This is a genomic window from Microbispora catharanthi, from assembly GCF_006334915.2.
GTDB lineage: Bacteria > Actinomycetota > Actinomycetes > Streptosporangiales > Streptosporangiaceae > Microbispora > Microbispora catharanthi.
Map to the genome: position 1 here is coordinate 1 of NZ_VDMA02000021.1, position 22,646 is coordinate 22,646.

Here is a 22,646-nt window from a genome sequence, read left to right on the forward strand (position 1 = left end):
GAATCGCCACCCGCTACGACAAGACTCCTGCGAGCTACCTCGCCGGCCTCCACCTCCGCGCTGCGATGATCTGGATCAAAGACCTCACCCGGACCACCCCTTGATCACAACCCGATACGCGCCCTAGTGGGCGGGGACGAGTTCGGCGAGCAGGTCGCGTACGCGGCGGTCGATATCGTCGCGGATCGGGCGGACCTGGTCGATGGGTTTGCCTGCGGGGTCGTCGAGTTGCCAGTCGAGGTAGCGCTTGCCGGGGAAGATCGGGCAGGCGTCGCCGCAGCCCATGGTGATGACGACGTCGGCGGCCTGGACGGCCTCGGTCGTCAGCGGCTTGGGGAACTCCTTGGACAGGTCGAGACCGAGTTCGTCCATGACCGCGATGACGGCGGGGTTGATGGTGTCGGCGGGAGCCGATCCGGCGGACCGGACCCGCACCCGGCCGGCGGCGTGGCGGTCGAGCAGTGCGGCGGCCATCTGGGAGCGTCCGGCGTTGTGCACGCAGACGAACAGCACCTCGGGGATGTCGGACACGTGGGCTCCTTGACGGGCTCAGCGGCAGGGGTCAGTGCGAGTGCGGTACGACGACGTCATGGTCCCCGTCGTCCTGGCGGGCGTCGGCTCCGGCCGGGCCTGATGCGGGATACAGGGCGACGGCGATGACTGCTCCGACGAGGGCTCCGAGCAGTTGGGCGGCGACGAACGCGGGGATGGAGGCGGGGGCGATCCCGGCGAAGGTGTCGGAGAAGCCCCGGGCGATGGTCACGGCGGGGTTGGCGAAGCTGGTCGAGCTGGTGAACCAGTACGCGGCCCCGATGTAGGCCCCCACCAGCGGCGGGGCCAGATGTGCGCGGCCCTGCCGGGCCAGGGCGACAATCAGCGCGACCAGGCCGGCGGTCGCGACGACCTCGCCGAGCCACAGAGGCAGGCCAGCCCGCACATGGGTGGAGGCGGTCACCGGCGGCAGGGCGAACATGAGGTTGGCCAGCACCGCCCCGGCGATGCCTCCGGCGACCTGGGCGGGCAGGTAGGCGACCACCTCGCGGGCGGTCAGCCCGGTCCGCTCCTGGCGTCCGAGCAGCCAGTCGACCAGGGAGACGACCGGGTTGAGGTGCGCGCCGGAGACCGGCCCGACCAGGGTGATGATGACCGGCAGAGCAGCCGCGGTGGCCGCGCTGTTGGCCAGCAGTTGTATCCCGACGTCCTGCGACAGGCGTACGGCCATGACGCCTGACCCGACCACCACGGCGACGAGCAGGCCGCTACCCAGGAACTCGGCGAACACCCGCCGTCCGATGCCTCTGGTCACGCCGTACCGGCGAGGACGGGCGACGCCGGGCCGATCAGGGCCGACATGCGGGCCAGGACGGCGGGGTTGATCCAGTAGTACACCCACGTGCCCCGGCGTTCGGAGTCGATGAGCCCGGCCTGCTTGAGGACCTTGAGGTGGTGGCTGATCGTCGGCGGGGTGAGGTCGAAAGCCGCCGTCAGGTCACACACACAGGTCTCGCCGCCCTCGTGGCAGGCGATCAGGGACAGCAGGCGCAGCCGTACGGGGTCGGCGATCGCCTTGAACAACGGGGCCAGCTCGGCGGCCTCGCTCTCCGACAACGGCTCGCATGCCAGCGGCGCGCAGCATGCCGCGCCGGAGACGTCCACGGCTGCGTCGATGATCGGCAGCTCTTGCTTCGACATGCCTCTAATTTGACACAGGTCTAGGCAAGGGCACAAACTCCGGGTATCTGTTGATTAGAAGTTCATCGAAACAGCCGTGCGGCTTCGGCCGCCCGCCACTTCACAGCCAAAGGAGGACACCCATGTCCCGTGTTCAACTCGCTCTGCGCGTCGCCGACCTCGAAGGTTCGATCGCGTTCTACTCCAAGCTGTTCGGCGTCGAGCCCGCCAAGCGGCGGCCCGGTTACGCCAACTTCGCCATAGCCGAGCCGCCGCTCAAGCTCGTCCTGCTGGAGGGTGAGGCGGGTGAGCCGACGCGGATGGACCACCTCGGCGTCGAGGTCGAGGACAGCGATCAGGTCAACGCGGCGACCGAACGCCTGAAGGAGGCCGGGCTGGCGACCTTCGAGGAGAACGACACCACCTGCTGTTACGCCCTTCAGGACAAGGTGTGGGTCCATGGCCCCGGGAACGAGCCCTGGGAGGTCTACGTGGTCAAGGCCGACGCCGACACCCTCACCAAGGAGGCTGACTCCGTCTGCTGCACCACCGACGACGCCGAAAAGGAGACGGTGAGCGCGGGTAAGTCCTGCTGCTAGGCAGGACGGAAGGCGCCCGGCGATCATCACTTGGGTGATCGCCGGGCGTTCCGCATTCGGCGTTATCAGCGATCAATCAGAAGAGATTTTGAGGTTCTGATGAGTAACGAGGTCGAAGTTCACGTCACTGCGGACACTCGGCGAGAGGCTGACCGGATCGCTTCGGCGGTAGTCACTCGCCGACTGGCAGCGTGCGCCCAGGTGACGGGCCCCATTGCTTCTACCTACTGGTGGGAGGGGGATGTTCAACGGGCACAAGAGTGGTTGTTGCTCATGAAGACGACCGCTGATCGCTTCGAGGACCTCACCGCGTGTGTGCGTGAGCTGCACTCGTACGAGATGCTCGAGATCGTCGCGGTGCCGATTGTGCAGGGGACGCCGGACTACTTGGAGTGGATCAGGCGCGAGACGGCCCCAGAGCGCGGCGACTCCCTCGGTCACGTCGCCGATCTGTAGTTGTTTGTGCCTGTGCGATGTCGATGTAGACGACGGACACGCGCTTTTGGTCCTGTCCTGGCCGAGAACGGTAAGGGCGGCTTGGCCGGCCTCTGTCACGTTGCTGATCGTCGCCGGGCCGTACGTAGGTGGAGAGCTGGAAGGCGTCCCCAGGGGTCCGCGATGGAGACCGCGGTTTCAGCGGTCATTCCGGCCGCGAGTAGCAGCACCGTTCGTCGGTACATCCGGGGCATGGATATCGCCGACGGAGGATTGATGACGCCCTGGCGGCGTGAGTCGAGATCGGCACAGACAGGGTCCCGTAGGCCGGCCGGGGCGCTTCGCCGTTTCATAGGTGGACCGGCGACAGACGGGGGCTCAGGGTGGCACACGGCTGCATAGGCCAGAAAAACAGAAGAGGCCCCGGAGGGCCTCTGAGCTGCTGTTCTGCTGGTGGCAGGTCCAGGGTTCGAACCTGGGTAGCATGACGCGACGGTTTTACAGACCGCTCCCTTTGGCCACTCGGGCAACCTGCCTTGTCTTCCGCTCGCTGCGGCGACAGGTAGAAGAATAGCGGACTTCCCGGGTGCACGTGACATGGGTTCCGGCTCGCCCCTCACATGATCGGCGGAGGGTCCCGAAAACTCGGAAGCGGGCGCGGCAGAGCACCGGCCATAGTGGGACGGTGATCAGACAGGCCGAGCCGGCGGATCTCGCGGCCCTTGCGGAGATCGAGAGAGCGGCGGACGGGATGTTCGTGCCGCTCGGCATCGTCTTCCCGCCGGGCACCACGGTCATCGAAGAGTGCGACGACCCCAGGCGTGTCATCGTGGCCGGTCGGCCGCCGGTGGGGTTCGCCCTGCTCGGGGTGGTCGACGGCCTTACCCACCTCGAACAGATCGCCGTACACCCCGATCACGGCAACCAGGGGATCGGAACCCGGCTTCTCGATGCCGTCTCCAAGGCAGCCGCGCAGGCCGATACTGCCGCGGTGACGCTGACGACGTTCCGGGACGTGCCGTGGAACGCCCCCTGGTACGTCCGGCGCGGCTTCCGGGTCGTACAACCCCACGACTGGGGGCCGGAACTCACCACACTGGTCGAGCACGAGCGGGCCCTCGGCATAGAGGTGGCGCCCCGCGTCGTCATGAGGAAAGACCTCTGATCACATCGGGGCCCACTAATCTCGAAGGGCAACGGAGAGAGGACACGGACACCGATGGCCGACAGCAGTTTCGACGTGGTGAGCAAGATCGACCGGCAGGAGGTCGACAACGCCCTGAACCAGACGGTCAAGGAGGTCGGGCACCGCTTCGACTTCAAGGGTACGGGCGCGAGCATCTCCTGGTCGGGGCAGAAGGACATCGAGATCAAGGCGAACAGCGAGGAGCGGGCCAACGCGGTTCTCGACGTCTTCAAGGAGAAGATCGTCAAGCGCAACCTGTCCCTCAAGATCCTGGAGGCGGGCGAGCCGAAGCTGTCCGGCAAGGAGTACCGCCTGGTGGTGTCCCTCAAGGAGGGCATCGACCAGGAGAACGCCAAGAAGATCTCCAAGCTCATCCGGGACGAGGGCCCGAAGGGCGTGAAGGCGCAGATCCAGGGCGAGGAGCTCCGGGTCAGCTCCAAGAAGAAGGACGACCTCCAGGAGGTGATCTCCCTGCTCAAGGGCAAGGACCTCGACATCGCCCTTCAGTTCGTCAACTATCGGTGATACGCGTCACAGCGCGACACTGACGGAAAGGCCCTGACCTGCGAGTTCAGGGCCTTCGTCATTTCCGGAACCCCGGGACCATGACCATTTGGTTGCCCGAAGCAACGATAGGCATATGATTGCTTAGGGAAACTAAGTGTGATCACACGGGGAAGGACTTCGATGGCGAATGCGATGACGCGGGAGACGCCGCCAGGCACGGCGACCCCCGCGATGACGCACCGGGAGATCCTGGAGGCGCTCTCGGGCCTGATGCTGGGGATGTTCGTCGCGATCCTGTCGTCGACCGTCGTGTCGAACGCGCTCCCCACGATCACGGCCGAACTGCACGCGGACGAGACGACCTACACCTGGGTGATCACCGCGACCCTGCTCGCGGCGACGGTCTCGACGCCGATCTGGGGCAAGCTGTCCGACCTGTTCAGCAAGAAGCTGCTGATCCAGCTCGGGCTGATCGTTTACGTGATCGGCTCCGCCATCGCCGGCCTGTCGCAGAACCCGTCGATGCTGATCACGGCACGGGTCGTCCAGGGCCTCGGCGTCGGCGGCCTCACCGCCCTCGCGCAGGTCATCATGGCGGCGATGATCTCGCCGCGGGAACGCGGCCGCTACTCCGGCTACCTGGGCGCGGTGTTCGCCGTCGCCACGATCGGCGGCCCGCTCATCGGCGGGCTGATCGTCGACACCTCGTGGCTCGGCTGGCGCTGGTGCTTCTACGTCGGCGTGCCGTTCGCGATCCTCTCGCTGATCGTGCTGCAGAAGACCCTGCACCTGCCGGTCGTCAAGCGCGACGTACGCATCGACTGGGGCGGCGCGGTCCTCATCGCCGCCGCGGTCTCGCTGCTGCTGATCTGGGTCTCCTTCGCCGGCAACAAGTACGACTGGCTGTCGTGGCAGACCGGCGCGATGGTCGGCGGCGCGGTCGTGCTCGCGGTGCTCTTCCTCGTGGTCGAGTCCAAGGTGAGCGAGCCCATCGTCCCGCTGCGCCTGTTCAGGATCCGGACGGTCAGCCTCAGCGTGGTCGCCAGCGTGCTGGTCGGCGTCGCGATGTTCGGCGGCACGACCTTCCTCAGCCAGTACTTCCAGCTCGCCCGGGGCGAGACGCCCACGGTGGCCGGCCTGATGACGCTGCCGATGATCCTCGGCCTGGCGATCTCCTCCACGGTCTCCGGGCAGATCATCACCCGCACCGGCCACTGGAAGGTCTTCCTGGTCTCCGGAACCTTCTTCCTCACCGCCGGGTTCGCCCTGATGGGCACGCTGCGGTACGACACCGACTACTGGCTCGTCGCGATATTCATGTTCTGCGTCGGCGTCGGCATCGGCATGAGCCAGCAGAACCTCGTTCTCGCCGTGCAGAACCAGGTCCGCGCGGAGGACCTGGGCGCGGGCAGCTCGGTGGTCTCGTTCTTCCGCTCCCTCGGCGGCGCGATCGGCGTCTCGGCCCTCGGCGCCCTGATGGGCGACCGCGTCAAGCGCTACCTGGCGGACGCCCTGGCCGCGCTGGGCGTCCACGGCACCGGCCAGGAGAGCGGCGCGATCCCGAAGCTCTCGGCGCTGCCCGCCCCGATCCGCACGGCGGTGGAGAGCGCGTACGGCCACGGCATCGGCGACCTGTTCCTCTACGCGGCGCCGCTCACCCTCCTCGCGCTGATCGCGGTGCTGTTCATCAAGGAGGTCCCGCTGCGGACCAGCGCGATCACGGTCAGCGCCGACACGCAGGAGACCGACGAGACCCTCGACCCCGAGATCGCCCGCCAGCGGAACGGCGCCGTGACCGGACGCCACGCCCAGCGCGACAGGCAACAGCGCGACGGGCAGCGGCCGATCATGGCCGAGGCCGAGTTCGCCTCGCCGAACGGCCACTCCGCCACGCAGCCCCTGAACGCACAGCCCCTGAACCCGCAGCCCCTGAACGCACAGGTCCTCACCGCCACGCAGGCCCAGCCGTACGCCGCGCTCGCCATGGAGACGCACGAGCCGGGCGGCGTGAGCATCAGCGGGTTCGTCAAGGGTCAGGACGGCGCGCCCGTGGGCCGCGCCACGCTCACGCTGATCGACGTGCGCGGCCACCAGCTCGGCCGTACGGTCACCCGGGACGACGGGGGCTACGCGCTCCAGACGCCGGGCGGCGGGACGTACGTGCTGATCGCGTCGGCGGGCGACCGGGAGCCGCAGGTCGCGACGCTGGTCGTGGGCGACCAACCGGTCGACTTCGACATGGTGCTCGCGGCCTCGGGCCGGCTCGTCGGCACCGTGCGCGGCATCGACGGGACGCCGGTCGCCGAGGCGGTGGTCGTCGTGACCGACGTGCGCGGCGAGGTCGTGGCCACGAGCTCGACCGACACCGAGGGCGGCTTCTCCTTCTCCGGCATCGTTGCCGGCACCTACACGCTCACGGTCAGCGGCGCGGCCTACCGTCCGGCCGCCGTTCCGATCGAGGTGCTGGGCACCGGCCAGACCCGGCATGACGTCGTGCTGCTGCCCGGCGCGCGGGTGCGGGGCACGGTCCGCGTCAAGGACGGCGTGCCGCTGGCCGACGCGAGGGTCACGCTGCTCGACGCCGCAGGCAACGTGGTGGGCGTGGCGACCACCGGCGAGGACGGCGAGTACGCCTTCACCGACCTGACCGGCGGGCAGTACACCATCGTCGCGAGCGGCTACCCACCCGTGGCGAGCACGCTGAACCTGGGCGGCCAGGGCGACGAGCCTTACGACGTGTGGCTGGGACACGAGCGATGAGCGTCTCCCAGACGGTCCCCAGGGGATTGCACGCCCTGGTCAGGAGCAAGGACGGCTGGGCCGTGCAGCACGCGGTCGTCACGGTGACGGACACGACCGGCCATCAGGTGGCGCGGGCGGAGGCGGACGCCGACGGGCAGGTCGTCACCGCCCCGCTGCCGCCGGGGGTCTACACCGTGGTCGCGACCGCGATCGGGTACGCGCCCGCCGCGTCCACCGCGATCGCGACCGCCTCGGGCGCCGCCGAGGCCGGCACTCTGGTGCTGGCCCGGCAGGGCGGCACCGAGCTTCCGCCGCCCGGCCTGTGGACGATCGACCCGGAACACTCGAAGATCTCGGCCACGGCCCGGCACCTCGGCCTCAGCAGCGTGCAGGGGCGGTTCACCGAGTTCTCCGGCCGGATCGAGATGGGCGCCACGCCGGAGGAGTCGTCCGTGGTCGCCGAGATCGTCGCCGAGTCCATCGACACGGGCAGCCGGATGCGCGATGATCACCTGCGTTCCGCGGACTTCCTCGACGTCCCGGTGCACCCGGTGATCTCCTACCGGAGCACCGGGCTGTCGCCGGCGGGCCCGGACCGGTGGACGGTGCACGGCGTGCTGACGCTGAGCGGCGTCAGCCGCCCGGTCGATCTCGACATGACCTACCTCGGCACGGGCCCGGACCTGTGGGGCGGGCTGCGGGCGGCGTTCCGCGCGGTCACGGAGTTGCGCCGCGAGGACTTCGCGATGACCTACAACCAGGTCGTCCAGGCGGGAATCTCGCTGATCGGCGCGACACTGAAAGTAGAGCTGGACATCCAGGCGGTGCGCGGGTAGACCCCCTGCCACACGCAGTCAGGAGGAGGCAGGCCATGACGGAGGCGGACATCGCTCCCCGACCGCCCACGGCCGGCGAACGCGAGGCGTACTGCGCGGTCGAGCGGCAGCTCGCCATCCTGCTCCGGCGCGCCAAGGCGTTCTCCGCGGGGATGGGGCGCAAGGTGCATCCCGAGCTGGACCCCGGCGCGTACGGCCTGCTGGTCCGCATCGACCAGAGCTCGCCGATGCGGTCCAGTGACCTGGCCGCCTACCTGCGGGTCGGCCGGGCGACGATCAGCCGCCAGCTCAAGGTGCTGGAGGAGCTGGGGCTGATCAGCCGCAGCCCCGACCCCGAGGACGGCCGGGCCCACCTGCTGGCCCTCACTCCCGAGGGCCGCAGGCGGCTCGACGACGCGCGGGTCGCGCGTGAGGGCCAGCTGCGCACGCTGCTGGCCGCCTGGCCGGAGGAGGACGTACGGCTGCTCGCGCGCATGCTCGAACGGTTCAACATGCTCACCGAGGGCATGCAACCCTGACACCAAAGGTCACAGGCGTTACTCCCTCCGTTCCATGCGGTGGCCAAACCGTCATAAGGGACGCTTAAACTGCGCCTCAGACGTTTTCGCACCACAGCAAGGAGGCCCGTGTGGCTCCCTGGTCCACCTATCGGAAAGCGGCGAGCATCGGGGCGGTGGCGCTGGCGGCGACGCTGACCGTCACCGCCTGCGGGAGCGACTCCGCCGGCTCGGGCACGGCGACGGCCTCGGCCGCCCCCGGCGGTATCGCCCTCGTGAACGCCGGAAAGATCACGACCTGCACGAACATTCCGTACGAGCCGTTCCAGTTCAACCAGGGCGACAAGGTCGTCGGGTTCGACGTGGACATCGTCGACCTGGTCGCGAAGAAGCTGGGCGTGACCCAGGACATCGTGGACATCGACTTCGCGGCGATCAAGAGTGGTGCCGCCCTGAACGCCCGCAAGTGCGACGTGGCCGCCGCCGGCATGACGATCACTCCCGAGCGGCAGCAGAACCTGCTCTTCTCCGAGCCGTACTTCGACGCCACCCAGGCGCTGATGGCCAAGAAGGGCAGCGGGATCACCTCGCTCGACGACGTCAAGGCCAAGAACCTCAAGCTGGGCGCGCAGGCGTCCACGACGGGCCTCGACTACGTCAAGAGCAAGGGGTTCGAGCCGACCGAGTTCGCCGACTCCCCCAAGGAGCTGCTCGGCCTGCAGACCGGCCAGGCGGACGTGATCGTGCAGGACCTCCCGGTCGTGCTGACCTGGCTGAAGAAGTCCGACATCGGCGCCAAGTTCGAGCAGGTCGCCAGCCTCGACACCGGTGAGCAGTACGGCATCGGCATGAAGAAGGACAACACGGCGCTCAAGAAGGTCGTCGACGAGGTCCTCGCCGCCGCCAAGTCCGACGGCACCTACAACGCGATCTACAAGAAGTGGTTCGGCACCGAGCCCGGTGGCGCCTCGGGTGGCGCTTCGGACGGCGCTTCGACCGGAACCGAGTCGCCCGCCGCCGGATCATGAGTGCTGTGAGCGAGCAGGAGGACACCTCCCACGCTGAGCCCCGCAAGGGGCTCAGCCCGCGCAAGAAGCAGCGCATCAGCCGGAGCGTCCAGTACGCCGTGCTGGTGGCGGTCCTCGTCGTCCTGGTGGCCCTGGCCGACTGGAAGGCGATCGGCGAGTCGTTCCTCAACCTCGACGTCGCCCGCAAGGGCCTGCCCGACCTGTTCACGGTGGCGCTGCGCAACACCGTGATCTACACGCTGTCGGGCTTCGCCCTCGGTTTCGTCCTGGGACTCGTGCTTGCCCTGATGCGGCTGTCCACGGTCGCGCCCTACCGGTGGCTGTCGACGATCTACATCGAGATCTTCCGTGGCCTGCCGATCCTGCTCATCTTCCTGATGATCGGCAGCCTCCCGCTGGCGTTCCCCGGCTTCGAACTGCCCGGCGGCGTGTACGGCAGCGCCGCGCTGGGGCTCGGCGTCGTCTCGGCGGCGTACATGGCGGAGAACTTCCGGGCGGGCATCCAGGCGGTGCCGAAGGGGCAGATGGAGGCGGCGCGGTCGCTCGGCATGCCGCACATGCGGGCGATGGTCTCGATCGTCATCCCGCAGGCGATCAGGATCGTGCTGCCGCCGCTCACCAACCAGCTCGTCATGCTGCTGAAGGACTCCTCGCTGGTGCTGATCCTCGGCGTCACGGCCGCCCAGGTGGAGCTGGCGAAGTTCGGCAACGACCAGTCCTCCACGTACGCCAACCCCACGCCGATCCTCGCGACCGGCCTGACCTACCTGCTGATCACGATCCCCCTCGGGTACGTCGCGAGGCGGCTCGAAGCGCGTCAGGGAGCGGGCCGATGAGCACCGTCGAGATCAGGAACCTGCACAAGTCGTTCGGGAAGCTCGAAGTGCTCAAGGGCATCGACTTCACGGTCGAGAGCGGCCAGGTCGTCTGCGTGATCGGGCCGTCCGGCTCGGGCAAGTCCACGCTGCTGCGCTGCGTCAACCTGCTGGAGCAGCCGACCTCCGGCACGGTGGTCGTGGACGGCGTCGATCTGACCGACCCCGACGCCGACATCGACGCCGCCCGGCGGCACATCGGCATGGTGTTCCAGCAGTTCAACCTGTTCCCCCACCTGACCGTGCGGCGCAACGTCACGATCGCCCAGGAGCGGGTGCTCAAGCGGAGCAAGGGCGAGTGCGACCGCGTCGCCCGGGAGAACCTGGAGAAGGTCGGCCTCATCGACAAGATCGACGCCTACCCGCCCCAGCTGTCCGGCGGCCAGCAGCAGCGCGTGGCGATCGCCCGCGCGCTCGCCATGAACCCCTCGCTGATGCTGTTCGACGAGCCGACCTCCGCCCTCGACCCCGAGCTGGTCGGCGACGTGCTGTCGGTCATGCGGAAGCTCGCGGAGGACGGCATGACCATGCTCGTCGTCACCCACGAGATGGGATTCGCCCGCGAGGTGGCCGACCGCGTGGTGTTCATGGACGGCGGCGTGATCGTCGAGGACGGGCCGCCCGAGCAGGTCATCGCCGACCCGCAGCACGAGCGGACCCGCGAGTTCCTGAGCCGCGTGCTGCACCCCGGCGTCTGACGCCCGGAGCGCCCCCTTCGTGGAACAATGGCGTACTTCGACAAGGGGGATGGGCGGGGTGGGCGCGCTCTCGGAGCAGGTGCGGGCGGCGATCGCGAGCAACGTGCGGCACGCGCGGCACACGCGCGGGCTCAGCATCCGCGACCTGGCGGACCGCTCCGGCTTCAGCAAGGCGTTGCTGTCGCAGATCGAGCGCGGGCTGGCCAACCCCACGGTCGAGGTGCTGGCGGGGCTGGCCGAGGCGCTCGACCTGTCCTTCGCCGACCTCACCCGCACGCCGCTGTACGAACCGCAGGTGATGCGCCGCGCCGGCGACGACGCGGCGCGCACCCTGCTCAGCTCCCTCGACCGGCGGCGCTTCGACCTGTACGAGACGCCGCTGCCGCCGGAGCACGCCCACGAGAGCGCGCCGCACGGGCGGGGGTCGGAGGAGTTCGCCTACGTCCTGTCCGGCTCGGTGACCCTGGAGGTCGCCACGTACGAGGTCAGGCTCGAGGCGGGGGACGCCGTGCGATTCTCGGCCGAGGCCGAGCACGGCTACCGGACCGGCGCGGAGCCGGCCCGGCTGCTGACGCTCGTCTCGATGCCCTCCGACTGACCGATCAGCCGAGGACGATCATGCTCCGGTAGCTCGGCCGGCCATACCACGCGAGCCGGTCCAGCGTCGCGGCGGGCAGCGGCAGGTCGAGCGCGTCGAGGTAGGTCTCGCCCAGATGGGCGTCCGTCCAGGGGTCGTTGACGTGGAAGACGTCGCCGTCCACCCCGTGGACGGCAATCCAGTGCGGGCTGCTCTCGTCGTGCATGCCGAGTTGCTCGATCAGCACGAGCGCCACCCCGCCGCCCTCGACCACCGCGCGGAGCCGGTCGAGGCCGAAGGCGACGGTCTCCACGTCGATGCCCCTGCGGGACAGCTCGGCACGGAACCCCGTCTGGATGAAGCCCCTCAGCTCGCGCTCCTCGTCCGTACGGCACAACTCCAGCAGGGTCGGGGCCTCGGTGGACAGCAGCACCTCCGGCCTGACGCCCCGGCCGACGGCGGCGAGCGCGAGGCCCAGGGGGTCGCAGCCGGCCACCGTGGTCGCTTCGCGCCACAGCCGCAGCTCCTCCTCGCGGGAGGGCTCACCCCGCAGCCCCAGCCCGCCCAGGGCCATCTGCAGCGCCGCGGGCCCGCAGGTGAAGTCGGTGGTCTGGCGCATGTACGGCAGCGCACGCGCGGGGGACCGTTCACGCCAGCGCACCTGGCCATGGCCGGTCTCGGTGACGCCGACGACCGGGCCCGCCCAGGTGGGCACCGGCACCTCCCGGTAGCCCCGGCCCAGCGAGCGTTCCCACGCGGCGTCCCGTACCGCGAACCACCGCTTGACCGCCACCGCGCCCTCCCGCCAGGCGCGCTCCTCGATGGTGCGCACGAGCGTGTCGGCGACCGCGTCGTCGGACGCCCACACGTCCACGATCTTCCGGTAGGCGGTGAGCGGCCTGTGCACCTCGAAGGCGGCCCCGGCGAGCGTCCCGTCCTCCGTGCGGGCCGTGACGAGCGTGCGCACCTGCACGCCGCCCGCGAGCCGCCAGCGGCGCATCAGGTCGGCGGGCACGGCGTCGAGTCCGTCGGCGACGGAGGCCACGTCCCCCGTCACGGGCAGCACGTCGACGCGTAGTTCGGTCATCAGGATCTTCACTCCGCTCGGGTCGCCGCCGGCACGGACGCCAGCAGCCGTTGGGTGTACTCGTGGGCAGGGGCGCCCAGCACGCCGCCGACCGGCCCGGTCTCGACGACCCGGCCGCGGTGCATCACGTACACGCGGTCGGCGACCTGCCGCGCGACGGCCAGGTCGTGGGTGATGAACAGCAGGGTCAGCCCCAGGTCGCGGCGCAGGTTCGACAGCAGGTTGAGCACCTGCGCCTGGACCGAGACGTCGAGCGCCGAGACGGGCTCGTCGCAGACCAGCACCTCCGCGCCGGGAGCGAGCGCCCGCGCGATCGCCACGCGCTGACGCTCGCCGCCCGACAGCGCGCGGGGCCTGCGCCGGGCGTACGCCGCGGGCAGGCCGACCAGGTCGAGCAGGCCGGACACCTCCGACCGGGGACGGCCCGCCGCCTTGAGCGCCTCGGCCAGCGAGGCGCCGACGGTGAGGCCGGGGTTCAGCGCGGAGTACGGGTCCTGGAACACGTACTGCACCCGTCTCGGGCCGGTGGCCCCGCCGCCGAACTCGACGCTTCCTCCGTCGGCCCGTTCGAGGCCGACCACACACCGCGCGAGCGTGGTCTTGCCGGAGCCGGACTCGCCGACCACCGCGACCGCCTCCCCCGCCGCGACCTCCAGGTCGACCCCGTCGAGCGCCGGCGCGGCAGAGCCGGGGAACCGCTTGGTCAGCCCGCGTACGGTCAGCAGCGCGGGCGACAGGCCCGCCTCCGGAGGAACGGCCGCGGCAGGGGGAACAGCGAGAAGGGGCGCGGCGACCGGGCGGACATCCGAGGGCCGCACGCACGCCGCCCGGTGCCCGCTGTTTCCTGGGCGATGGGCCACCTCCGCCAGGACCGGTTCGGCCGTACGGCACGCCTCGACCGCCAGATCGCACCGGTCCGCGAAGGCGCAGGCGTCGCTCACCGCGTACGGCCGGGGCACCGAGCCGGGGATCGTCGGCAGCGCCGGCAGGCGGTGGGTGACGGGCGGGTCGCAGGCCGCCAGCCGCGCCGTGTAGGGGTGCGCGGGCCGGTCCATCACCTCGGCCGCCGGGCCCTCCTCGACGAGCCGCCCGGCGTACATCACCATGATCCGGTCGGCCCTGGCCCGGGCGAGCCGCAGATCGTGCGTGATCAGGATGAGGCCCATCCGACGCGCCCGCTGCAGCCCGGCGACGAGTTCGAGGACCTCGTGCTGGGTGGTCACGTCCAGCGCGGTCGTCGGCTCGTCCGCGATCAGTAGGCCCGGACCGGCGGCCAGCGCGGCCGCGATCGCCACCCGCTGGCGCATGCCGCCGGAGAGCTGGAAGGGGTACCGCCCTGCGACCTCCGAGGGCAGTCCCACCTCGGCCAGCAGGCGGGCGACCCCGGCGGCGCGGCCGGCGCGCGGCAGCGCCCAGCCGATCTGCTCGCCGCAGCGGTGCACCGGCGACAGCGAGGTGAACGGGTCCTGGAGCAGCAGCGCGATCTGCGAACCCCGGATGCGCTGCCAGGGCGTGCGCGCGGCCAGGTCGTACGCCTGCCCGGACAGCTCCAGCCGTCCGGTGGCGTGCACGCCCTCGGGCAGCAGGCCGGTCAGCGCCCTGGCGGTCATCGACTTGCCCGAACCGGACTCGCCGACGATCGCCACGGTCTCCCCCGGCGCCACCGTCAGGTCGATTCCCGCGACGAGGACGCCCGCCGCCGAGGTCACCCGTACGTCGCGGGCGTCAAGCAGCGGGGTCACCGGGCCTTCTGTCACCGGGCCTTCTGTCACCGGGCCTTCTGTCACCGGGCCTTCTGTCATCGGGCCACCACCCTGCGGTCGAGCAGTTCCGACAGCCAGTCGCCGAGCAGGTTCACCGCGGTGGCGGTGAGGATGATCAGCACGCCGGGCACGACGGCCGCCAGCGGGTTGTCGCCCAGCAGCGCGCGCCCGTCGGCGAGCTGGCGTCCCCAGTCGGGCGCCCCGGGCGGCACGCCGAGCCCGAGGTACGACAGCGAGGACAGCGCGACCAGCGCGAACGCCACGTTGAGCAGGAGGTTGGCGACCACGATCGGCACGATGTTGGGCGCGATGTGCCGGAACATGATCCGCGTCGGCCGGATGCCGAGGATCCTGGCCGACTCGATGTAGGGCCGGGGTGTCTGCTCCATCACCGCTCCCCGCACGAGCCGCACGTCGGACGGCGAGAACAGCACGATCAGCACGGCGACCGTGACCCAGTAGCCACGCCCCACGAGCCCGGCGACCACGATGGCCAGCAGCACGGACGGCAGCGCCAGCAGCAGGTCGGCGTAGCGACCGGCCAGCATGTCCACGATCCCGCCCCGGTAGCCCGCGAAGGTCCCGAGCAGGACCCCGATCACCATCGACCCCACGGCGACCACGATCGGACCGGCCAGCGCCGAGCGGGCGCCCGCGAGCGAGAGCTGCAGGATGTCGCGGCCGAGCTGGTCGGTGCCGAGCAGGTGGCCCTCGACACCCGCGCCGACCACGCCCAGGTAGACGTCTTGGTCGAGGGCGTGCGGCGCGAGCAGTTCCCGGCCCGCCGCGCACACCGCGACGGCCGCGAGCACGACGGCGGACAGGATCGCCACGACCGGCGGCCGCCTCTTCATCCTCCGCTTCACCGGCTTCATCGGCGCACCGCCCTGGCCCGCACGCGCGGGTCGATCGCGAGGTACGACAGGTCCACGGCGAGCGCGGTCACCGACACGACCAGCGCGACGACGAGCGTCAGCGCCTGCACCACCGGGATGTCCTTGAACAGCACCGACTCCTCCATGAGCGAGCCGAGGCCGGGCAGCGCGAAGGTGACCTCGATCAGCACGGTGCCACCGAACAGGTAGGCCACCATCAGGCCGAGGCTGGTCACGATGGGGATGGCCGCGTTGCGCAGCACGAGGCGCAGCACCCGCCGCTCGGAAAGGCCGCGTCCGCGGGCGAACGTCACGTAGTCCTGGTCCAGCTCCCGGATGACCGCCGCCCTGGTCAGCTTCACGACGAAGGCGCCGAGCCCGAACGCCAATGCCACCGCCGGGAGGACGAGATGCCAGAGGGCGTCGAGGAACCCCTCGCCGGTGCCGTAGACGGGGAACCAGCCCAACCCCAGGGCGAAGACGTACAGCAGGATCAGGCCCACCGCGAAGCCGGGCGCGCTGACGCCGACGACCGAGGCCGCCACGATCACGCGGTCGAGCGGCCGGCCGCGCCGTACGGCGGTGGCGATCCCGGCCGGGACGCCGGCCAGGACCGACAGCAGGAACGCCAGCCCGGCCGTGGCCGCCGTGACGCCGGTCCGGTCGAGCAGCAGCGGCCCGACCTGCCCGCCCGTGCGAATCGACGTGCCGAAGTCACCGGTGACCGCGTGGGACAGCCACCACCAGTACTGCGCGAGGAACGGCTCGTCCAGGTGATGCAGCTCGCGGATCCGGGCCAGGGCCTCCGGCGTGACGTTGCGGGTGCCCAGCAGGTTGCGGGCGACGTCGCCGGGGGCGAGATACAGCAGCGCGAAGACCAGCAACGACAGCGCGAGCAGCAGCGCGAGCGTGGCGGCGGCCCGGCGCAGCGCGAAGGCGAGGACGGCGCCGTTCACTTCGCCGCGTAGACCTGGCCCGGCCAGTCGGCCAGCAGGGTGTAGGAGGTGTAGTCCTTGACGCCGATCGCGCTGCCGAACGCGGTCGCCGCCTGGCCCCACCACAGCGGCAGGTACGCGAGGTCGGCGGCCTGTGCGGTCTGGGCCTCGATCAGCAGTCCGGCCCTCTTCTCCGGGTCGGCCTCCGCGGTGGCCTTCGCCATCGTGGCGGCGATCGTGTCGTTGGCGTACTTGGCGGGGTTGCCCTCGCCGAGGAACCAGGTCGCCAGCTCGCCGGGGTCGCCGGTGGTGTTGAAGTACCACATGTAGCTCAGCGGCGGGAACTCGTTCAGCTCCGCCAGCCACTGCTCGATCGGCAGTTCCTTCACCTCGAGCGTGATGCCGATCTTCTTCAGGTCGGCGGCGAACGCCTGCGCGGCCGTCCCCAGGTGCGGGCCGGTGTTCGGGTAGGACAGGCTCGCGCTGAACCCGTTCGGCACCTTCGACTGCGCCAGCTCCTGCTTCGCCTTCTCCAGGTCGTACGCGTACTGGGGGACGGCGGCGAGCCGCTGCGCCGCCTCCTGCGGCGTCCAGAGCCCGCCGAACTGCTCGGGCGTGGACAGCGCGGTGGCGACCTGGCCCCGGCCGCGCAGGATCTTGTCGACGATCGCCTGGCGGTTCACCGCGTGGGCGACCGCCCTGCGGACGTGCACGTCGTCGAACGGCGCGGCCTTCGTGTTGAAGGTCAGCCCGGCGTAGGAGCGGTCGGGCGCGTAGACCACCCGGGTGCCGGAGGCGCCCTCCCACTGGCGCGACTGGGCAAGCGGCACGTTGAGCGCCATGTCGGCCTTGCCGGCCTTCCACGCCAGCAGGCGGGTGTTCTCGTCGGGCACGAACTCGAACCGGATCTTCGCGATCCTCGGCCGGCTGCCGTGCCAGGTGTCCACCCGGGAGAACTCGACGTAGGAGTCGGGGACGAACCCCGTGACCTTGTACGGCCCGGTCCCGACGGGGAGCGACTGCGGGCTGCCGAATCCGCTCTTCGCGTTCTGCCACGCGGCCTTGGGGGCGATCCACAGGGCGTCGGCGTTCGACGGGAGCCAGGCGAACGCCACGTCGGCGGCCTTGGCGGTGAGGGTGATCTCGGCGTCCCCGGTCTTCTCGGCCTTCTTCAGGTTGGCCCAGTAGGCGGCCGTGGCGGGCGAGACCTTCGCGTCCCGCGCCATCTCGATCGAGTGCAGCACGTCGTCGGCGGTCACCGGGGTGCCGTCGTGGAACCGGGCGTCGGGGCGGAGCCGGTAGACGTAGGTGGTCGGCGACGTGCGCTCGAAGCTCGACGCCAGGGCGGGGACGATCTTCCCCGTGGTGTCGACGCCGACGAGCCCCTCCATGCAGATCCCGGCGACGTAGTAGTTGAGGATGCCCGACTCCTGCCCGGGATACAGGTTCGACAGCGATCCGGGCAGCGACACCCGGAGCACCTCGATCTCCTTGCCGGTGTCCGTGCCGGCGGCGGCGCTTCCGCTCGACGCCTTCGAGCCGGCCGGTGACGACGGCGCCGCACCGCAGGCCTCCAGCAGCGCCGCGGCCGACAGCACCGTCATGCCGGTGACCGCCGTCCTGAGGAATCCCCGGCGGGTGTGGAGGCCGCGCTCGTCCGTTTCTGCCATGCCACGCCTTCCCTGTGACCTGGCCTGTCTACCAAGTCGCCCCAAATGGATAGAAGCAGTAAACACCACAAGAGGCCGGATCTTCCATCCCTTTCCCGACCGAATGTGTAGAGATCTTGGCGTGGCCCATCCGTGACAGAACCGTCCGCCGTCGCACCGCACCTATCCAGGCGAGACGAAAGGAAGTTCGATGAGAAAACCCGCGATCCTCGCCCTCTCGGCGGCGGCCACCATGACGCCGACCGCCCTCGCCGGCACCGCGCAGGCGGAGGCGCATACGGGGGGAGCCGATGCTCGTGGCACCTCGCGCTCGGCAACGGCCGCGACAGCGTGCTCGGGGACGCCCAGGTGTTCTCCGGGTGCGCGAGAAGCTCACCGACCCGGCGTCACCGCCGGTAGCCGGCCATCCGCTCCAGACGGGCGATCCGCGCGGCGACCGGCGGGTGGGTCGCGAACAGCCTGCCGATCCGGGTGCCCCGGAACGGATTGACGATCATCATGTGACCGGCGGAGGCGAGCCTGCCGTTCTCCGGGAGCGGCAGCCTGCGAACCTCCATCTCGATCTTGCGCAGCGCGGAGGCGAGGGCCAGCGGGTCGCCGGTCAGCCGGACGCCCGCGTCGTCGGCCGCGAACTCCCGCGAGCGCGCGATCGCCATCTGGATCATCGTGGCCGCGACCGGGCCGAGGATCATCACGAGGACGGCGCCGAGGAACCCCGGACCCTCGTCGTCGTCGGAGCCGAAGAACAGGCCGGCGTACCCGAAGTACGTGATCATCGTCGCGAGCGCGCCCGCGACCGAGGAGATCAGGATGTCCCGGTTGTGGATGTGCGACAGCTCGTGGCCGAGCACGCCCTTGAGTTCGCGCTCGTCCAGCAGCCCGAGGAGGCCGTGCGTGACGCACACCACCCCGTCACGCGGGTTGCGCCCGGTCGCGAACGCGTTGGGCTGCATCGTCGGGGACACGTACAGGCGGGGCATCGGCGCGCGGGCCTCGGTGCAGAGCTCGCGGACGACGCGGTAGAGGACCGGCTGTTCCACCTCCGCCACGGGCCTGGCCCGCATGGCCGACAGCGCGATCCTGTCGGCGCAGAAGTAGGCGACGCCGCTGACCGCGAGGGCGGCCACGACCGCGATCCGGGCACCCGTGCCACCCCCCAGCCAGGCACCGGCCACCAGGAGCAGCGAGGACAGCGCCCCCAGCAGGACCGCGGTGCGCAGGCGGTTGTGGTGCACGCCTCCTCCTCACGGTTGGGTGCGTCCAGCCCTACCAACGCATATGGCCTGGACGAACGTTCCCCGTGACGCGCCTCACCCTGTGACGGACAGCACCACCTGCGGGGCGACGGAGAAGACCACGGTGACGGCGACCGCGATGGCGACGGCGACCCCGGCCGCCGTCCTCGTCGAGACCGTACGGCTCTCGCCCGCCGCGGGCGGCGCGAACAGCCGGGCGGTCCAGGCGATGTAGTAGTACAGTCCGGCCACCGTGTTGGCCGCCATGACCAGGGCCAGCCAGCCGAGCCCGCCGTCCACGACGGCCCGGAAGACGACGATCTTCGCGAACAGGCCGGCGAGCCCGGGCGGCAGCCCGGCCAGGCAGACGAGGGCGAAGGCGAGGGACAGCCCGGCGGCCGGGCTCCGCAGCGCCAGCCCCCGGTACGCCTCCAGGTCCTGGCCTTCCGGCAGCCGCGCCACCAGCAGGACCACCGCGAAGGCGATCAGGTTCATCGCGGCGTAGAAGACGAGGTAAGCGACCGACGCACCGACGGCAGCGCGGGGTGCGACGGCGTAGACGGCCAGCGGCGCGAGGATGTAGCCCGACTGCGCGACCGACGACCAGGCCAGCAGCCGGACGGCCGCGCGCTGCCGCATCGCGAGGACGTTGCCCGCCGTCATCGTCAGTGCGGCGACGACCGCCACTCCGGGCGCCCACAGCGCCGCCCTCCCCGGCAGCGCGGACGTCAGCAGCAGGATCAGCCCGGCGAAGCCCGACGCCTTGGACACCACCGACAGCAGCGCCGCGACCGGGACCGGTGCGCCTCGGTAGACGTCTCCCGCCCAGAAATGGAACGGCACCGCGGCGATCTTGAACGCGAAGCCCGCCGCCACCAGCACGATGGCCACCGCCGTGACCTGGGCCATGTCCCCCGTCATGCCCCCCGTCATGTCCCCGGCCATGCCTCTGGCCGTGTCTCCGGTCGCCCGCAGGGCGGCGTCGATCCGGTCGAGGTGGACCGAGCCGGTCACCCCGTAGAGCAGCGAGACGCCGAACAGCGTGATCGCGGTGGAGACGACCGAGACCAGGAAGAGCTTGAGGGCCGCCTCGGAGGCGCGGCCGTCATGACGCTTGAGCGCGGTCAGCGCGAAGACCGGCAGCGACACCAGTTCCAGCGACACGACCAGCATGATGAGATCACGGGAGGCGGGCAGCAGGACCGCCCCGGTCAGCGCGGCCAGCAGCAGGAAATACCACTCCCCCGCCGGAATCCGGCCGCGCTCTCCTGCCCCGGCGTCGCCTCCTGCGGCGATCTCCGTCATCGACAGCAACACGACGACCACCCCGGCGGCCAGCACGACCGCCGCGATGACCAGGGAGAAGCGGTCCGCGACGAACGAGCACGACGCCGGGGCTGCCCGGCCCGGGGCAGGTTCGCCGCCGAGCGAGGCGGGGACGCAGAACGTGCGCCGGGTCCCGCCGCCGGCGGCCTGGACGGCCACCACGGCCAGGGCGGCGACCAGGCCGCCGAGCGTGACGAGACCGAGCACCCGCGCCCCGCCGGGGCGGGCGGGCAGGAACGCGTCGAGCAGCAGCACGAGCCCGGCGACCAGCGCGAGGACCAGCGGCGCCGCCACAGCGGCGTAGTCGATGGACTGGATGACCCCGCCCGTCACGGCGCCACCCCCGAACCGAGGAGCGACTGCACGGCGGGCGTGGTCACGGCGAGCAGAGCCTTCGGCCACAGGCCGAACAGCACGATCAGCGCCACCAGCGGGAGCCACGCCGCAAGCTCGTGGGCCGTGACGTCCCGGAAAGGCCGCCGCGCCCGGCCCATCTCTCCGGCGTCGGCGGCGCCCACCCCGGCGGCCCCGGCACCCGTCGCGCTGGCCCGTCCGTCGTCGACCACGGCGCTCGCGCGGGCGGTCTCCTGCCCCGCGCCCTCCCGGTCCAGCGCGGCCACGGCGGCTCCGGTCGCCACGGGCTCGACCGGTTCCGCACCCTCCCCCGCCTCGCTCAGCACCTCGCGTACGCCTTCGGCGGTGGCGAGTGGCGGCCCCGGCGGCTCAAGGGACCCGGGGGGCGGGATGGTCTCGACCGCCCGGCCATGCGTCACCCGCGAGAGCATGACCAGGAAGTAGGCCGCCGTGAGCACCGTGCCGAGCCCGCCGACGGCCATGAACACGAGGAACAGCGGCCGGGAGAGCCCGGCGGCCGGGCGGAACGCGCCGAGCAGCGCGAGCATCTCCCCCCAGAAGCCGGCGAGGCCGGGCAGGCCCAGCGAGGCGACGCAGGCGAAGGTCAGCAACGAGCCGACGTACGGCAGGCGGCGCAGCATGCCGCCGCCCAGCCGCACCATGTCGGTCGTGCCGTACCGCTCCTTGACGGCTCCGGCGAGGAAGAACAGCAGGCCCGTGATCAGCCCGTGGGCGACGTTGGCGAACAGGGCGCCGTTCAGGCCCACCGGCGTGAGCGAGGCGAACCCGAGCAGCACGAACCCCATGTGGCCGACGGAGGAGTAGGCGATCATCCGTTTAAGATCGCGCTGGGCGAGGCAGGCGAGCGATCCGTAGGCGATGCCGACCACGGCGAACGCGCCGAGCCAGGGGGCCAGGGCCGCCGCGCCCTCGGGGAGCACCGGGATCGCGATCCTGGCGAAGCCGTAGGAGCCCATCTTGAGCAGCACGCCTGCGAGCAGGACCGAGCCGACGGTCGGCGCCTCGGTGTGCGCGTCGGGCAGCCAGGTGTGCAGCGGCCACATGGGCGTCTTCACCGCCAGGCCGAGACCGATGGCGAGGAACGCGAGGATCTGCGCCGACCGGGCCATGCCCGAACCGTGGCGCCCGGCCAGCGCGACCATGTCGAGCGTGCCGGCCTGGGTCCAGACGACGAGCAGGCCGATGAGGAGGACGGCCGAGCCGAGCAGCGTGTAGAGGATGAACTTCACGGCCGCCGCCCGCCTGCCCGCGCCACCCCACAGGGCGATCACGAAATACATCGGGACGAGCACGACCTCGAAGAACACGAAGAACAGCAGCAGGTCGAGGGCGAGGAACGTGCCGATCATGCCGACTTCGAGCACGAGCAGCGTGACGACCAGCGCGCCGGGTCTGCCGCCCGCGGGCGGGTGCCCGGCGAGGTGGACGAAGCACAGGAACGTCAGCAGCGCGGTCAGCACGACGAGCGGCAGCGAGACGCCGTCAACACCCAGGTGGAACCGCAGGCCGAGGCCGGGGATCCACGGCCGGTCGGTCTGCAGTTGCATGTCGGCGGGGCGCGCGTGGTCAAAGGCCGCGGCGAGCGCGACGGCGAGGACCAGCACCACGGCCGAGACCACGATCCCCCAGGCCACCGCCCTGTCCCGTACGGCCGGGACGGCGGCGACGACGACCCCCAGCAGCGGGACGCCCACGAGCGCGATCGGCAGCCAGCTCACGTCGTCACCAC

The 22,646-nt window shown here is 70.9% G+C and carries 22 protein-coding genes and 1 tRNA gene; 11 read left to right on the forward strand and 12 right to left on the reverse strand.

Annotated features, from left to right (window positions below):
- Window positions 1-123: 123 nt before the first annotated feature.
- The 3 genes from FH610_RS31850 to FH610_RS31860 are packed head-to-tail and all read right to left on the reverse strand — an operon-like array spanning window position 124 to window position 1,692.
- On the reverse strand, window positions 124-531 hold the full coding sequence (locus FH610_RS31850) for an arsenate reductase ArsC (protein ID WP_205826219.1): 408 nt from the start codon (window positions 529-531) through the stop codon (window positions 124-126).
- Between the two features lie 31 nt (window positions 532-562).
- Entirely contained in the window at window positions 563-1,306 is a 744-nt protein-coding gene (locus FH610_RS31855; RefSeq protein ID WP_139578941.1) for an aquaporin, read from the reverse strand.
- The gene (locus FH610_RS31860) at window positions 1,303-1,692 is read right to left on the reverse strand and encodes an ArsR/SmtB family transcription factor (RefSeq protein ID WP_139578942.1); all 390 of its coding nucleotides are present in this window, start codon (window positions 1,690-1,692) and stop codon (window positions 1,303-1,305) included. Before FH610_RS31860 ends, FH610_RS31855 begins: the two co-directional genes overlap by 4 nt.
- Window positions 1,693-1,814: 122 nt before the next feature.
- Here FH610_RS31860 and FH610_RS31865 point away from each other — a divergent pair, with 122 nt between their 5' ends.
- Both FH610_RS31865 and cutA read left to right on the forward strand, forming a co-directional pair.
- Window positions 1,815-2,270, forward strand: a complete 456-nt coding sequence (locus FH610_RS31865) for an ArsI/CadI family heavy metal resistance metalloenzyme (protein ID WP_139578943.1) — start codon at window positions 1,815-1,817, stop codon at window positions 2,268-2,270.
- A gap of 99 nt (window positions 2,271-2,369) precedes the next feature.
- Window positions 2,370-2,726 (forward strand): divalent-cation tolerance protein CutA, encoded by a 357-nt coding sequence (gene cutA / locus FH610_RS31870; RefSeq protein ID WP_139578944.1) that lies wholly within the window; start codon window positions 2,370-2,372, stop codon window positions 2,724-2,726.
- Window positions 2,727-3,156: 430 nt separating this feature from the next.
- Here the strand turns inward: cutA and FH610_RS31875 are convergent.
- A tRNA-Tyr gene (locus FH610_RS31875) sits at window positions 3,157-3,241 on the reverse strand.
- Between the two features lie 149 nt (window positions 3,242-3,390).
- Here FH610_RS31875 and FH610_RS31880 point away from each other — a divergent pair.
- From FH610_RS31880 to FH610_RS31920, 9 genes are all read left to right on the forward strand, one after another.
- Window positions 3,391-3,870 carry a GNAT family N-acetyltransferase gene (locus FH610_RS31880; RefSeq protein WP_240809323.1) on the forward strand — a complete coding sequence of 160 codons (480 nt, stop codon included), beginning with the start codon at window positions 3,391-3,393 and terminating at the stop codon, window positions 3,868-3,870.
- 54 nt (window positions 3,871-3,924) lie between these two features.
- Window positions 3,925-4,416 carry a YajQ family cyclic di-GMP-binding protein gene (locus FH610_RS31885; RefSeq protein WP_139578945.1) on the forward strand — a complete coding sequence of 164 codons (492 nt, stop codon included), beginning with the start codon at window positions 3,925-3,927 and terminating at the stop codon, window positions 4,414-4,416.
- A 162-nt stretch (window positions 4,417-4,578) separates the two neighbouring features.
- Window positions 4,579-7,158, forward strand: a complete 2,580-nt coding sequence (locus FH610_RS31890; protein WP_161628124.1) for an MFS transporter — start codon at window positions 4,579-4,581, stop codon at window positions 7,156-7,158.
- Complete coding sequence (locus FH610_RS31895; protein ID WP_139578946.1) at window positions 7,155-7,976, forward strand: YceI family protein; 822 nt, start codon at window positions 7,155-7,157, stop codon at window positions 7,974-7,976. The genes FH610_RS31890 and FH610_RS31895 overlap by 4 nt, the downstream gene beginning before the upstream one ends.
- Window positions 7,977-8,011: 35 nt before the next feature.
- Window positions 8,012-8,494 (forward strand): MarR family winged helix-turn-helix transcriptional regulator, encoded by a 483-nt coding sequence (locus FH610_RS31900; protein ID WP_139578947.1) that lies wholly within the window; start codon window positions 8,012-8,014, stop codon window positions 8,492-8,494.
- 110 nt (window positions 8,495-8,604) lie between these two features.
- Window positions 8,605-9,501, forward strand: a complete 897-nt coding sequence (locus FH610_RS31905) for an ABC transporter substrate-binding protein (RefSeq protein ID WP_139578948.1) — start codon at window positions 8,605-8,607, stop codon at window positions 9,499-9,501.
- Window positions 9,498-10,337 (forward strand): amino acid ABC transporter permease, encoded by an 840-nt coding sequence (locus FH610_RS31910; protein ID WP_139578949.1) that lies wholly within the window; start codon window positions 9,498-9,500, stop codon window positions 10,335-10,337. The genes FH610_RS31905 and FH610_RS31910 overlap by 4 nt, the downstream gene beginning before the upstream one ends.
- Window positions 10,334-11,074 (forward strand): amino acid ABC transporter ATP-binding protein, encoded by a 741-nt coding sequence (locus tag FH610_RS31915; RefSeq protein WP_139578950.1) that lies wholly within the window; start codon window positions 10,334-10,336, stop codon window positions 11,072-11,074. Before FH610_RS31910 ends, FH610_RS31915 begins: the two co-directional genes overlap by 4 nt.
- Window positions 11,075-11,132: 58 nt before the next feature.
- Window positions 11,133-11,672 (forward strand): helix-turn-helix domain-containing protein, encoded by a 540-nt coding sequence (locus tag FH610_RS31920; protein ID WP_161628125.1) that lies wholly within the window; start codon window positions 11,133-11,135, stop codon window positions 11,670-11,672.
- A gap of 4 nt (window positions 11,673-11,676) precedes the next feature.
- On the opposite strand, the gene FH610_RS31925 is transcribed toward FH610_RS31920, so the two are convergent.
- The 8 genes from FH610_RS31925 to FH610_RS31960 form a co-directional block, all read right to left on the reverse strand.
- A complete protein-coding gene (locus tag FH610_RS31925) occupies window positions 11,677-12,738 on the reverse strand; it encodes a peptidase C39 family protein (RefSeq protein ID WP_139578951.1) in 1,062 nt (353 codons plus the stop codon).
- Window positions 12,739-12,746: 8 nt separating this feature from the next.
- Window positions 12,747-14,480, reverse strand: coding sequence for an ABC transporter ATP-binding protein (locus FH610_RS31930; RefSeq protein ID WP_240809324.1), 1,734 nt, complete (start codon window positions 14,478-14,480; stop codon window positions 12,747-12,749).
- Between the two features lie 56 nt (window positions 14,481-14,536).
- Entirely contained in the window at window positions 14,537-15,355 is an 819-nt protein-coding gene (locus tag FH610_RS31935; RefSeq protein WP_225898963.1) for an ABC transporter permease, read from the reverse strand.
- A 17-nt stretch (window positions 15,356-15,372) separates the two neighbouring features.
- Window positions 15,373-16,332 carry an ABC transporter permease gene (locus tag FH610_RS31940; RefSeq protein WP_167538806.1) on the reverse strand — a complete coding sequence of 320 codons (960 nt, stop codon included), beginning with the start codon at window positions 16,330-16,332 and terminating at the stop codon, window positions 15,373-15,375.
- On the reverse strand, window positions 16,329-17,981 hold the full coding sequence (locus tag FH610_RS31945) for an ABC transporter substrate-binding protein (protein WP_139578954.1): 1,653 nt from the start codon (window positions 17,979-17,981) through the stop codon (window positions 16,329-16,331). The genes FH610_RS31940 and FH610_RS31945 overlap by 4 nt, the downstream gene beginning before the upstream one ends.
- A gap of 386 nt (window positions 17,982-18,367) precedes the next feature.
- Window positions 18,368-19,216 carry a M48 family metalloprotease gene (locus tag FH610_RS31950; protein ID WP_139578955.1) on the reverse strand — a complete coding sequence of 283 codons (849 nt, stop codon included), beginning with the start codon at window positions 19,214-19,216 and terminating at the stop codon, window positions 18,368-18,370.
- A 75-nt stretch (window positions 19,217-19,291) separates the two neighbouring features.
- Entirely contained in the window at window positions 19,292-20,875 is a 1,584-nt protein-coding gene (locus FH610_RS31955; protein WP_139578956.1) for an NADH-quinone oxidoreductase subunit N, read from the reverse strand.
- On the reverse strand, window positions 20,872-22,635 hold the full coding sequence (locus FH610_RS31960; RefSeq protein ID WP_139578957.1) for a complex I subunit 4 family protein: 1,764 nt from the start codon (window positions 22,633-22,635) through the stop codon (window positions 20,872-20,874). Before FH610_RS31960 ends, FH610_RS31955 begins: the two co-directional genes overlap by 4 nt.
- Window positions 22,636-22,646 lie beyond the last annotated feature (11 nt).